The sequence below is a fragment of the Rhodoferax sp. genome (assembly GCF_030646845.1).
Classification (GTDB): domain Bacteria; phylum Pseudomonadota; class Gammaproteobacteria; order Burkholderiales; family Burkholderiaceae_C; genus Rhodoferax.
In genome coordinates, this window is record NZ_JAUSLE010000031.1 from 1 (window position 1) to 13132 (window position 13132).

Below are 13132 nucleotides of genomic sequence, written 5' to 3' on the forward strand. Positions count from 1 at the left end.
TTTTTGCTGCGGGACGGCGACCGCCGCGCCTATTCGATGGCCAACGCACCGCACACCCAGGCCGAGCAGCCCGGGGCCGAGCTGCACATTCGCCACATGCCGGGCGGCAAGTTCACCGACCAGGTGTTTAGCGCCATGAAGGAAAAAGACATCTTGCGGATCGAAGGGCCTTACGGCAGCTTCTTTCTGCGCGAGGACAGCGACAAGCCGCTGGTGCTGCTGGCGTCGGGCACGGGCTTTGCGCCCCTCAAGGCACTGATCGAGCACATGCAGTTCAAGGGCATCACGCGCCCCGCCGTGCTCTACTGGGGCGGCCGCCGCCCGCAGGATTTGTACATGAACGACTGGGTGCTGGCCAAAGTGGCCGAAATGCCCCAGCTGACCTACATCCCGGTGATCTCCAACGCCTTGCCCGAAGACGACTGGACCGGCCGGACCGGTTTTGTGCACCAGGCGGTGCTGCAGGATTTGCCCGACCTGTCGGCCCACCAGGTCTATGCCTGCGGCGCGCCGGTGGTGGTGGAGTCGGCCAGGGCCGACTACAGCGCGCTGGCAGGCTTGCCCGCTGAAGAATTTTTTGCCGACTCGTTCACCACCGAAGCCGACAAGGCCCAGGCGGCATAACGCGGGTTCCTCTCGCCAAAACGCCTGAAACCATAGCTGCTGACGCCTGCTGTTAAAGCGCCAGCGGCACTTTTCCTATAAATATCATGATGCATCCTCAACCGGCCACGCGCCAGATTTTCAGCCTTGCATCGCTGGTCACCGCCAGCGCGCTGGTGCTGGGCGCCTTCACCGCGACCCTGGCAGCGCCCGCCGCAGCGCAGACCGCAGCGCCCGCCAGCAAGGTCATGCGCCTCATCGTGCCCTACGCGCCCGGCGGCCCGATCGATGTGACCGCACGCCTGATGGCCGAAGGCGTGAAGGACACGCTCGGCACCGTGATCATTGAAAATCGGCCCGGCGCGGGCGGCAACATCGGCGTGGATGCGGTCGCCAAGGCCGCGCCCGACGGGCTCACGGTAGGCATAGCAGCGGTGGCCACGCACGCCATCAACCCGTGGCTTTTCAGCAAAATGCCCTACAACGCGGCGACCGATTTCGCGCCCATCACGCAAATGGTGCGGGTACCCAACGTGCTGGTGATGAACGCCGACACGGCGCGGCGCCTGAACATCAATACCCTGGCCGACCTGATCAGCTACGCAAAAGCCAACCCGGCCAAGCTCAATTACGCCAGCGGCGGCAACGGCAGCGCAGGCCACCTGGCCGGCGAGATGTTCAAGGCGCGGGCCGGCATTTTTGCGCTGCACATTCCGTACAACGGCGGCAACCCGGCCCAGCTGGCGCTGCTGAGCGGCCAGGTCGATTTCAACTTTGACAACCTGGCCACCGCAGCGCCCAACATACGCTCCGGCAAACTCAAGGCCATTGCCGTGACCACGCTGACCCGGACGGGCGCCCTGCCCGATACGCCACCCATGGCGGACACCCTGAAGGGCTTTGCCATCGACACCTGGTGGGGCCTGGTAGCGCCCGCAGCCACACCCAGGGATGTGGTGGCCCGGCTCAATCAGGCCTTTGTGGGAGCACTCAACGCGCCGGAGACCAAAACGCGTTTTGCCACGCTGCTGGCCGAACCGGTGCCGACCACACCGGACGAGTTTGGCGCCTTCATGAAAGGCGAGCGCGCCAAGTATGAGAAGCTGGTGAAGGCCACCGGCGCCCGGGTCGACTGATGCAGTTGCCTGGCGCGTATCGGCAGTTGGTACTGGGATAGCAGGACCGGCGGACAGGCAGTGTCCAGATGTCAGTCGGTCCTGGCCCCGGCCTCGAACCACTGCTTGACAAGCAGCCGCTCGGCATCGGTGATGTGGGTGGCGTTGTTCATGGGCATCAGCTTCGTCACCACAACTTGCTGGTAAATGTTCTGTGCGTGGGTCTTGACGTTGGCCGGTGAGTCCAGCCGGACATTCTTCATCTGCACCTCTTCGCCATGGCACATGGCGCAGCGCTGGGCCAGCACCGCCTGCAACTCTTTATAGCTATTTTGGCCTGTAGTCCCCGTAGAATATGCGTTACCAGCTATTGAATTCATAGCAACACCATTGGCCGCCAGTACCGGCTCCGGCCTGAGCCAGACGATCACGGCCACGATGGCCGCCAGTCCCACCAGTGCATACGGCAGCGGATTGCCATTGCGACCCAGCTTGTAGCCGTGACGCATCACAAAAAACTGGCGAATCGCTGCACCGGCAAACATCATCAGAATCAGCACCAGCCAGTTCTGCGGGTGACTGTAGGTAAAACTGTAATGGCCGCTGAGCATGGCAAACAGCACGGGCAAGGTGAAATAGGTGTTGTGCACGCTGCGCTGCTTGCCGCGTTTGCCGTGGATGGCGTCCACCGGCTCGCCCGCCTTGATGGCGGCCACCACCTTCTTCTGCCCCGGGATGATCCAGAAGAACACACTGGCGCTCATGGTGGTGGCGAGCATGGCGCCCACCAGCAAAAAGGCCGCGCGCCCCGCAAACCAGTGGCAGGCCAGCCATGAGGCTACACACACCAATACGAACACCAGGGCGCCCACGATGGCATCACCATGCTTGCGCTGACCAAAAACCCGGCACACGAGGTCGTACAGCAGCCAGAACACAACCAGGAACGACAGCGCCACCGCGATGGCCGTGGCGGGTGCCCAGTCCATGCGCGATTTGTCAATCAGGTAGGTGCTGGCGCTCCAGAGGTAGGACACGGTAAACAGCGCGAAGCCCGACAACCAGGTGCTGTAGCTCTCCCAATAAAACCAGTGCAGGTGACTGGGGAGCTGTGGCGGCGACACGTTGAATTTGACCGGGTGGTAGAAGCCGCCGCCGTGCACGGCCCACAACTCGCCGCTGACGCCCTGCCTTTTAAGGTCTTCGTCGACCGGCGGCGTGAGGCTGCTGTCCAGAAAAACAAAATAGAACGACGAACCGATCCAGGCAATGGCCGTGATGACGTGGACCCAGCGCAGCAGCAGGTTGGCCCAGTCGAGATAGTAGCTTTCCATCAGTGTTCACCTTGTTCATGCCTGCGATTCTCGTCAGGCGCTGGCAATGTCTGCAATATTTGTGCCGCCACAGCGACCGCAATCACCGCGGGTTCCTTGCCGGCAATCCCCGGCACCCCGATGGGGCAGGTGATATGCGCCAACTCCTGCGGCGTGAAGCCCCGGCCTTCGAGCCGGCGCCGAAAAGTGGCCCACTTGGTCTGGCTGCCTATCAGACCCACATACGGCAAGTCTGCCTGCAGGCGCTGGCGCATGAGACAGGCCGCCACCACATCCAGATCCTCGGCATGGCTGAAGCTCATGATCAGCACGCGCGAGCCGCTGGCCAGGGAATTCACCGCCGCCTGCACCGGGTCGGAATGCTCGCAGCTGACATTGGAGGGCAGGTCTGCCGGAAAAATCTCGTCGCGGCTGTCGACCCAGCTGACCTGCAAGGGCAGATCGCCCAGCACACGCACCAGCGCATGACCGACGTGGCCCCCGCCAAACAAGGCCACCGGGTAACGCGTCAGCACCAGACGCGCTCGCAGCGCGTCGCTGTCCGCCGCTGCGACCGGCTCAAACCGCAGCTGAACCTCTCCACCACAGCATTGGCCCAAGGCCGGACCCAGGGCATAACGCAATACCGGTTCGCCGGCACCACCGGACAAGCGCTGGCGGGCTTCCGTGATGGCCTGGTACTCAAGGTGACCGCCGCCAATGGTGCCCACCGTGTGCTGGCCAAATACCGCCATCCAGGCACCTTTATCGCGCGGCACCGAGCCCCGTGACGCGTGCACCGTGATCAAAATGGCATCCTCCTCGACCAGGCGCCTGAAAAAAATATCCGTTGTAGTCACACTACCGTTACCTTTTGAAACCCAAAATGCTTCCCCAAAACGCATCAATTCGGGCAAAGTGTGCCCCTGAGGCCTGCCCGACGCAGCTGATCGTCAACCAAAAAACACCAGTCCGCCCTGGAGACGCCGCATGAACTACCTACCCAGACTCCGCCACACTCTGCTGGCAGCCACCTCCGTCGGCGTTGCCGCCATCATGGCCGGCTGCACATCCGCGCCGCCATCGGTACCGGCAGCGCCGGTTCCTGCGGCACCGCCGCCGCCAGTATCAAGCCACACCACGGCGCCCGCGACCCATGTCTCTGGCGCCACGAATCCCCGCGATTACCGCCGCGACGCGGCCACTCATCTCTACGGGCAAAATGCGCACCGAATTTTCAAGGGCCAGATGCCCCCCCTGCTCTACGCCATTGGCGTATTGCAGGTTGAAGTCGATGGCAAAGGCCGTGTCACCAGCACCAACTGGATGCGGGCGCCCAGCCACGCACCCGAGGTCGTCGCCGAGATCGAACGAACTGTCCGACTCGCCGCGCCCTACCCGGTTCCTGCGCGCATGGGCCGTGTGACCTACACCGACACCTGGCTGTGGCACAAGAGTGGCCGTTTCCAGCTGGACACGCTGACCGAAGGGCAACTGTGAGCGCATTCGCAATGGGTCACGAACCACGGTAGGTGGAGTAACTCCAGGGGCTGACCAGCAGGGGCACGTGGTAGTGCTGGTCAGCACGGGCGATGCCAAAATCAATGCGCACCTTGCCCAGGAAATTCGGTTCCTCCAGCGGGACACCGCGCATCCTGAAATAACCAGACACATCAAAAACAAGCCGGTAGGTGCCGCGCTTGAGACTCTCGTTATCAATCAGCAATCCATCCGGGTTGCGTCCATCCTGGTTGAGCACGAATTGCCTCACCAGTGTCGCCGTCTCGCCGTCGGTCGCATACAGCGCAACCTGCATGCCCGCCGCAGGTGTGCCGTGCATCGTGTCCAGTACGTGTGTGCTCAAACCCATGGTGTGTCCTCTGTCGTGACAACCGCCAATCTGACAAGTGCGACGGTAGGCTGAAAGTGTATACACTTTTTTGGATTGAGGCTATCATGCCGTTATGGCGCCCCCACCTCCCAGTTCTTCCACCAGTTCCGCGACCAGTCTGATCGTCGACGCATTGACGAAAGCCATCGTTGAGCACCGCCTTGCGCCCGGCGTCAAACTTTCCGAACAAAAACTGGCGGACCAGTTCGGCGTGTCCCGCACCCTGGTCAGGCAGGCGCTGTTCCAGCTCTCGCAAAACCGCCTGATCCGTCTGGAACCGGCTCGCGGCGCGTTCGTGGCCACCCCGTCCGTGGCGGAGGCGAAACAGGTCTTCGCCGTGCGACGCATGCTGGAAGCGGAAATGACGCGGGCATTCGTGCGGGAAGTCACGCCGGCCAGGATCAAGGCACTCAAAGAGCATGTGGCCATGGAAAAGTCGGCCGTGGCGCTTGACGACGTGCCCGGCCGTACCGAACTGCTGGGGGACTTTCATGTGCGCATGGCTGAACTGATGGGCAATGATGTGCTGGCCCAAATGCTGGTCGACCTGATCTCGCGCTGCTCGCTGATTACCTTGATGTACCAGTCCGCCAGCGCGGCCGAACACTCCAACGAAGAACACGCGGGCATTGTGAAAGCGCTGGCCGCCAGAGACGAAGCCCGGGCTGTTCGGCTGATGGACGAACACCTGAAAAACGTCGAGGCCAACCTGACGTTTGACAACACGGTCCCCGGCAACGATATTTGCCTGCCACTGTCCTGAATCCATGAACCACTACGACAGCACACTCCCCTATCCCCGCGACCTGACCGGCTACGGGCCCAAGCCACCCGACGCGCAGTGGCCGGGCCAGGCCCGTGTGGCGGTGCAGTTTGTCCTGAACTACGAAGAAGGCGGCGAAAACAGCGTGCTGCACGGCGATGCCGGGTCCGAGCAATTCCTGTCCGAGATGTTCAATCCGCCAAGCTTTCCGGATCGCCACATCAGCATGGAGGGCATCTACGAATACGGCTCGCGCGCGGGCGTGTGGCGCATCCTGCGGGAGTTCGAGAAGCGACAACTGCCATTGACCGTGTTCGGCGTCAGCATGGCGCTGGAGCGTCACCCGGAACTGGTGCATGCGCTGAAAGACCTGGGGCATGAGATCGCCTGCCATGGGTGGCGCTGGGTCAGCTACCAGAATGTTGACGAGGCCACCGAGCGCGAAGACATGCGTATCGGCATGGAGATCATTGCCCGCCTGACCGGTGAACGCGCCCTGGGCTGGTACACCGGGCGCGACAGTCCGAACACGCGCCGCCTGGTCGCTGACTACGGTGGCTTTGAATACGACAGCGATTACTACGGGGACGACCTGCCATTCTGGATGAAGGTCAAGAAAACCGATGGTGAGGTGGTACCGCAACTGATCGTGCCCTACACGCTGGACTGCAACGACATGCGCTTTGCACTGCCGCAGGGCTACTCCCACGCCGACCCCTTCTTCCAGTACCTCAAGGACAGCTTCGATGTGCTGTACGCGGAAGGCGCCGAATCACCGCGCATGATGAGCGTCGGCATGCACTGCCGGCTGCTGGGTCGCCCGGGGCGCATCGTGGCACTGCAGCGCTTCCTCGATCACATCGAAAAACATGATCGGGTGTGGGTCTGTCGGCGCGTCGACATTGCCCGGCACTGGAAAAGCACCCACCCCTACCAGGACTGACGCGAGACCGAACATGAGCATTACCCTCGATCAACTCAATGACGCACCCATCGGGGAGGCGGCGAAGCTGCTGGAGGGTTTGTATGAGCACTCGCCCTGGATTGCACAGCAAGCGCTGACCGCACGGCCGTTTGCATCCCTGGCGCACATGAAGCACGCCATGGCGCGCGTGGTCGCCGGGTCCGGGCCCGACGCCCAACTGGCGCTCATCCGGGCGCATCCCGAACTGGCGGGCAAGGCGATGGTCAGCCAGTCCCTGACCGCTGAATCTGCCCTGGAGCAGAACAAGGCCGGCTTGACCCAGTGCAGCCCGGCTGAATTTGAAAAAATCCAGCAGCTCAATGCGGCTTACAACGAAAAGTTTGGATTCCCTTTCATTCTCGCGGTGCGCGGACCCCGCGGAACAGGTTTGTCCCGCCAGGAAATCATCGACACGTTTGAGCGCCGTCTGCAGGGCCATCCCGATTTTGAACGCGCGGAGTGCCTGCGCAACATCCATCGCATTGCCGAGCTTCGCCTGAACGACAAGTTCGGTGTCGCACCCACGGTGGGCAACATGGTCTGGGACTGGCATGAAGAGCTGGCGCAATTCAGTGATCCGGGCTACCGGGAGAAGGGACAACTGACCGTCACTTACCTGACTGAGGCGCACCGCGCGTGCGCCGCGCAGATCCACGCCCAGATGCGGGACTGTGGTTTTGATGAGGTCAGCCTTGATGCAGTCGGCAACGTCGTCGGTCGATACCGCTCCGGCAACAAGGAGGCCCGCACCCTGCTGACGGGATCGCATTACGACACGGTACGAAACGGTGGCAAGTACGATGGCCGCCTGGGCATTTTTGTTCCCCTGGCCTGTGTGCGCGAACTGCATGCCCAAGGCAAACGTCTGCCGTTTCACCTTGAAGTGCTTGCCTTTGCCGAGGAAGAGGGACAACGCTTCAAGGCGACCTTCCTCGGCTCTGGCGCACTCATCGGCCAGTTCAATACCGCATGGCTGGATCAAAAAGATGCCGATGGCATCACCTTGCGTGAGGCCATGACCGGGGCAGGCCTGCCTATCGACGACATCACCAAATTGACACGCAACGCCGCAGACTACCTGGGCTTTGTTGAAGTCCACATTGAACAGGGCCCCGTCCTCAACGAACTGGACCTTCCCCTGGGCGTGGTCACTTCCATCAATGGCGGCGTGCGTTACCTCGCTGAAGTCATCGGCACCGCCTGCCACGCCGGCACCACACCCATGGACCGGCGCAGCGATGCCGCTGCCGCCGTTGCTGAAGTGTTACTTTTTGCCGAAAAGCGGGCCCTGCGGGACGGCGACTCCGTGGCCACCGTGGGACAGCTGCTGGTGCCCAATGGCTCCACCAACGTGGTGCCGGGACGTTGCCAGTTCACACTGGACATGCGGGCGCCGACCGATGCCCAGCGGGACGCCATGGTGAATGACGTCCTAACAGAGTTGGAAGCGATCTGCGAACGTCGCAAGGTTCGCCACACGCTGGAAGAAACCATGCGCGCCGCCGCCGCGCCGAGCGCACCGCAATGCCAGCAACGTTGGGAACAGGCACTCAGCACCCTGGGGGTACCGCTTCACCGCATGCCCAGCGGTGCCGGCCACGATGCCATGAAGTTGCATGAGGTCATGCCGCAGGCCATGCTGTTTGTGCGCGGGCAAAACGCTGGCATCAGCCACAACCCGCTGGAGAGCACCACCGGCGATGACATGCAATTGGCAGTGCAAGCGTTTTCGCTGCTGCTTGACCAGCTCGCCTCCGAGTCCTGATTTTCAAATACCTGGTTTTTCATGAACACCTACGAACAACTCGACGCCTGGATTGACGCGCACTTTGATGAACAGGTCCGCTTTTTGCAGGAACTGATCCGCGTCCCCACCGACACACCGCCTGGCAACAATGCCCCCCACGCCGAGCGAACAGCCGAACTGCTGCACGGGCTTGGACTGGACGCTGAAAAACACCCGGTGCCTGCGGCCGCAGTCCACGCGGCAGGCCTGGAGAGCATCACCAATCTGCTCGTGCGCCGCAAATACGGGCCGGGCAAGACCGTGCTCCTCAATGCGCATGGCGATGTGGTGCCCCCCGGCGAAGGCTGGACCAAAGACCCCTACGGCGGCGAGATCGAAGACGGCAAGATCTATGGCCGCGCCTCAGCCGTGAGCAAGTGTGACTTCTCGACCTATACCTTTGCGGTGCGTGCGCTCGAGGCGGTGGCCCAGCCGAAGGCGGGCAGCGTCGAATTGCTCTTTACCTATGACGAAGAGTTTGGCGGCGAAGTCGGGCCCGCGTGGCTGCTTGCGCACCAGATCATCAAGCCCGACCTGATGATTGCCGCAGGCTTCAGCTACCAGGTCATCACGGCGCACAACGGCTGCCTGCAAATGGAAGTCACCGTGCATGGGCAAATGGCGCATGCCGCCATTCCCGAGTCAGGGGTGGATGCCTTGCAGGCCGCAGTGCACATCCTCAATGCCCTGTACGCGCAGAACACGCTGTACAAACAGGTGCGCTCCACGGTCGAAGGCATTACCCATCCTTACCTCAACGTCGGCATGATTGAAGGCGGCACCAACACCAACGTGATTCCGGGTCGCGTCACTTTCAAGCTGGACCGGCGCATGATCCCGGAAGAAAACCCGGCGCAGGTTGAAGCCACCTTACGCCAGATCATCAACGACGCGGCTGCGCAAAAACCGGGCGTCACCGTGGACATCAAACGCATTCTGCTTGCCAACGCCATGCAACCTCTGCCGGGCAACAAACCCCTGGTCGACGCCATTCAAAAGCACGGCCTGGCCATGTTTGGCGAAGAGATTCCAGCGCTGGGAACCCCCTTGTACACCGACGTTCGCCTGTTTTGCGAGGCGGGAATTCCCGGTGTCATTTACGGCGCCGGGCCGCGCACCGTGCTGGAGTCGCATGCCAAGCGCGCGGACGAGCGGCTCGATCTGGAAGACCTCCGCCGGGCGACCAAAGTCATCGCCCGCACCTTGAAGGACTTGCTCACTTAATCAGGAGAATCAAATGGCCAAGGAACTCTCCCCCGCAGAAAATGCCCTCCGGGAAGCAGCCCGCGAATACCACCGCCTGCCGATGCGCGGCAAGATCTCAGTCACACCCACCAAGCCACTCTCCAACCAGCGCGACCTGTCCCTGGCTTATTCGCCCGGCGTGGCCTACCCGTGCCTGGACATTGAAGCCGACCCCTCGCTGGCGGCGGAATACACCTCGCGCGGCAATCTGGTGGGTGTGATCACGAACGGCACAGCCGTGCTGGGGCTGGGTGACATCGGCCCGCTCGCCGCCAAACCCGTGATGGAAGGCAAGGGCTGCCTGTTCAAAAAATTTGCCGGCATTGATGTGTTCGACATCGAGCTGGCCGAGCGCGATCCAGACAAACTGGTGGACATGATTGCCGCCATGGAGCCCACGCTGGGTGGCATCAACCTGGAAGACATCAAGGCGCCCGAGTGCTTCTACATCGAGAGGAAATTGCGGGAGCGCATGAACATACCGGTGTTTCATGACGACCAGCACGGCACCGCCATCATCTCCAGCGCCGCCCTGCTCAATGGTCTGGAACTGGTGGGCAAGTCCATCGAGAGTGTGCGCGTCGCCGTCTCTGGCGCCGGCGCGGCCGCCCTCGCCTGTCTGGACGTCATGGTGGGCCTGGGCGTGCGACGCGAGAACGTCTATGTGTGTGATTCCAAAGGAGTTATCTATGAAGGTCGGGCGGGCGGTTTTGACGATTCTAAAACCCGTTACGCGCAAAAGACCGAATGGCGTACGCTGGCGGACGTCGTCAACGGTGCCGACGTCTTCCTGGGCTGCTCGGCCGCGGGTGTGTTGACGCAGGACATGGTCAAAACGATGGCGGTCAAACCCATCATCCTGGCGCTGGCCAACCCGGAACCCGAAATTCGTCCGGAGCTGGCGAAAGCGGTGCGGCCGGATTGCATCATCGCCACCGGACGCTCCGACTACCCGAACCAGGTGAACAACGTCCTCTGCTTTCCCTACATCTTCAGGGGCGCGCTGGACTGCGGCGCCACCAAGATCACTGAGGCCATGAAACTGGCCTGTGTGCGGCAAATTGCCGATCTGGCCAAAGCCGACATCAGCGAAGAAGTCGCCACCGCCTATGCCGGCAAGGAGCTGGTCTTTGGGCCCGACTACCTGATCCCCACGCCGTTCGATTCGCGCCTGATCCTGCGCATTGCGCCTGCCGTGGCGAAAGCGGCTGAAGAATCAGGCGTGGCAGTCCGCCCCATCCGGGACATGGAGGCCTACCGCCAGCAGTTGTCCCGCTTTGTCTATCAGACCGGCATGATCATGCGCCCGGTGTTCACGGCTGCAAAAACCGCGCCGCATGGCAGCAAGCGGGTGGCTTATGCCGAAGGCGAAGACGAACGGGTGCTCCGCGCGGCGCAAGTGGCCGTGGACGAAGGCCTGGCCCGCCCGATCCTGATTGGGCGCCCGGCAGTGATCGCAGCCCGATTGGCGAAGGCGGGCCTGAGAATACGGCTGGGTGCGGATGTGGAGTGCGTCAACCCGGAAGACGATCCGCGCTTTCACCAATACTGGGAAACTTATCACCGCCTGATGGGCCGGCGCGGTGTATCCATCGATGCCGCCAAAGCAGCCGTGCGCCGCTCCAACACCACCATTGCCGCCTTGATGGTCAAGCTCGGCGATGCCGACGCCATGTTGTGCGGCCTGCTCGGGCGCTTCGACACACACCTGGAGCATATTCGTGACATCATTGGTGTCAGGCCAGGCGCTTCAGGATTTGCGACATTGAATGCCTTGATGCTCGAGCATCGAACCCTGTTCATTGCGGATACCTTCGTCAATGAAGACCCGGACGCCGCACAGCTGGCCAGCATCGCCGTCATGGCCGCCGACGAAGTCAGGCGTTTCGGCCTGCCACCCAAGGTCGCCTTTCTCTCACACTCCATGTACGGATCATCCAACCGCAAGTCGGCGGTCAAAATGCGGCTGGCGCACGAGCTGTTTTGCCAACTGGCGCCGGATGTGGAATGCGATGGCGAACTGAATGGCGATGCGGCCTTGTCGGAAGACATGCGCCATGCAGCATTGATGGACACCAAGCTCCACGGCGAGGCCAACGTGTTGCTCTGCCCCAACCTGGACGCCGCCAACATTCTCTTCAATGTGCTCAAGGTAACGGGCGGACACGGCGTGACCGTGGGTCCCATCCTGCTGGGGGCGGCAGCATCTGCCCATGTGCTTACGCCGTCCGCCACGGTACGGCGCGTGGTCAACATGACAGCGCTGGCCGTAGCCAACGCAGCCCAAGGGGAAAAGCGCCCAGGCTAGGGGTTACTGGGGATGCCTCAGGACGCCTCACTGCAGATAATTGGCACAGTTATTGCGTAATAAATTCTCATCCAAACCGGATTTTTTTCATCCTCATCGGAGCCTTTCCATGACCAAACGTCTACTCCTGAAACTGACCGCAGCCTTGGCTATCACCTCGGGGCTGGGTGTTGCCCATGCCCAGAACACGCCCATCAAATTCCAGCTCGACTGGCGGTTTGAGGGCCCGGCAGCCTTGTTCCTGGCGCCTGCGGCCAAGGGCTACTTCAAGGACGCCAAACTGGACGTCACCATCGACGCCGGCAATGGCTCGGGTGGTACCGTGACGCGGGTCGCCTCCGGCACCTACGACATGGGATTTGCCGACCTGGCGGCGCTCATGGAGTTCCATGCCAACAACCCGGACTCACCCAACAAACCGGTGGCCATCATGATGGTCTACAACAACACGCCCGCCTCCGTCATGGTGCTCAAGAAGTCGGGCATCAAGACCCTGGCCGATCTGAGCGGCAAGAAGTTCGGCGCCCCCGTCTTTGATGCCGGCCGACGCGCTTTCCCGATTTTTTCAAAGGCCAACAACATCACCGGCGTGCAATGGACCGCCATGGATCCGCCCCTGCGTGAGACCATGCTCGCCCGCGGTGACGTCGATGCCATCACCGGCTTCACCTTCACTTCGTTGCTGAACCTGGAAGCCCGTGGCGTCAAGGCCGCCGATGTGGTGGTGTTTCCCTATGCTGACAATGGCGTCAAGCTTTACGGCAACGTGATCATTGCCACGCCGAAAATCCTCAAGGAAAATCCGGCGGCCGTCAAAGCGTTTCTGGCGGCGTTCACCAGGGGCGTCAAGGACGTCGTCGCCAAGCCCGAAGCCGCCATCGACTATGTGCGCCAGCGCGACGGCATCATCAACGTTGAGCTGGAAACGCGCCGCCTGAAACTCGCCATCGACACCGTGGTGAACAGCCCGGACGCCCGCGCCGAGGGATTTGGACAAGCCAAAGGACCACGCCTGACCTTGATGGCATCCCAGGTATCTGATGCCTTCAATACCAAAACCCGTGTCAACGCCGATGCGGTCTGGAATGGCTCTTTCCTGCCCAGCGCCGCCGAGCTCAACATCCTGCCAGGCAAGAAGTAAGCA

At 61.9% G+C, this 13132-nt stretch carries 12 protein-coding genes; 9 read left to right on the forward strand and 3 right to left on the reverse strand.

Annotated elements, in window-relative coordinates; genetic code table 11:
• Together Q7T10_RS08170 and Q7T10_RS08175 are read left to right on the forward strand one after the other, a co-directional pair.
• The coding region (locus tag Q7T10_RS08170; protein WP_304747401.1) for an FAD-binding oxidoreductase at positions 1–624 on the forward strand (624 nt) is incomplete at its 5' end.
• Between the two features lie 89 nt (positions 625–713).
• Positions 714–1739: a tripartite tricarboxylate transporter substrate binding protein gene (locus Q7T10_RS08175; protein ID WP_304747402.1), complete on the forward strand. Its 1026-nt coding sequence runs from the start codon at positions 714–716 to the stop codon at positions 1737–1739.
• A 71-nt stretch (positions 1740–1810) separates the two neighbouring features.
• Here Q7T10_RS08175 and Q7T10_RS08180 read toward each other — a convergent pair whose 3' ends face one another.
• Both Q7T10_RS08180 and xdhC read right to left on the reverse strand, forming a co-directional pair.
• Entirely contained in the window at positions 1811–3052 is a 1242-nt protein-coding gene (locus Q7T10_RS08180) for a urate hydroxylase PuuD (protein WP_304747403.1), read from the reverse strand.
• Positions 3052–3891, reverse strand: a complete 840-nt coding sequence (gene xdhC, locus Q7T10_RS08185; protein ID WP_304747404.1) for a xanthine dehydrogenase accessory protein XdhC — start codon at positions 3889–3891, stop codon at positions 3052–3054. Before xdhC ends, Q7T10_RS08180 begins: the two co-directional genes overlap by 1 nt.
• Positions 3892–4021: 130 nt before the next feature.
• Here xdhC and Q7T10_RS08190 point away from each other — a divergent pair, with 130 nt between their 5' ends.
• Positions 4022–4531, forward strand: coding sequence for a hypothetical protein (locus Q7T10_RS08190; RefSeq protein ID WP_304747405.1), 510 nt, complete (start codon positions 4022–4024; stop codon positions 4529–4531).
• 16 nt (positions 4532–4547) lie between these two features.
• On the opposite strand, the gene uraH is transcribed toward Q7T10_RS08190, so the two are convergent.
• On the reverse strand, positions 4548–4901 hold the full coding sequence (uraH, locus tag Q7T10_RS08195; RefSeq protein WP_304747406.1) for a hydroxyisourate hydrolase: 354 nt from the start codon (positions 4899–4901) through the stop codon (positions 4548–4550).
• 94 nt (positions 4902–4995) lie between these two features.
• Between uraH and Q7T10_RS08200 the strand changes: the two genes are divergently transcribed.
• From Q7T10_RS08200 to Q7T10_RS08225, 6 genes are all read left to right on the forward strand, one after another.
• Entirely contained in the window at positions 4996–5685 is a 690-nt protein-coding gene (locus Q7T10_RS08200; RefSeq protein ID WP_304747407.1) for a GntR family transcriptional regulator, read from the forward strand.
• 4 nt (positions 5686–5689) lie between these two features.
• The gene (gene puuE, locus Q7T10_RS08205; RefSeq protein WP_304747408.1) at positions 5690–6628 is read left to right on the forward strand and encodes an allantoinase PuuE; all 939 of its coding nucleotides are present in this window, start codon (positions 5690–5692) and stop codon (positions 6626–6628) included.
• Positions 6629–6641: 13 nt separating this feature from the next.
• On the forward strand, positions 6642–8414 hold the full coding sequence (gene uraD / locus Q7T10_RS08210) for a 2-oxo-4-hydroxy-4-carboxy-5-ureidoimidazoline decarboxylase (RefSeq protein WP_304747409.1): 1773 nt from the start codon (positions 6642–6644) through the stop codon (positions 8412–8414).
• Between the two features lie 21 nt (positions 8415–8435).
• On the forward strand, positions 8436–9659 hold the full coding sequence (locus tag Q7T10_RS08215; RefSeq protein WP_304747410.1) for an ArgE/DapE family deacylase: 1224 nt from the start codon (positions 8436–8438) through the stop codon (positions 9657–9659).
• 13 nt (positions 9660–9672) lie between these two features.
• Positions 9673–11988, forward strand: a complete 2316-nt coding sequence (locus Q7T10_RS08220; RefSeq protein WP_304747411.1) for an NADP-dependent malic enzyme — start codon at positions 9673–9675, stop codon at positions 11986–11988.
• Positions 11989–12097: 109 nt separating this feature from the next.
• The gene (locus Q7T10_RS08225; protein WP_304747412.1) at positions 12098–13129 is read left to right on the forward strand and encodes an ABC transporter substrate-binding protein; all 1032 of its coding nucleotides are present in this window, start codon (positions 12098–12100) and stop codon (positions 13127–13129) included.
• Positions 13130–13132: the final 3 nt, after the last annotated feature.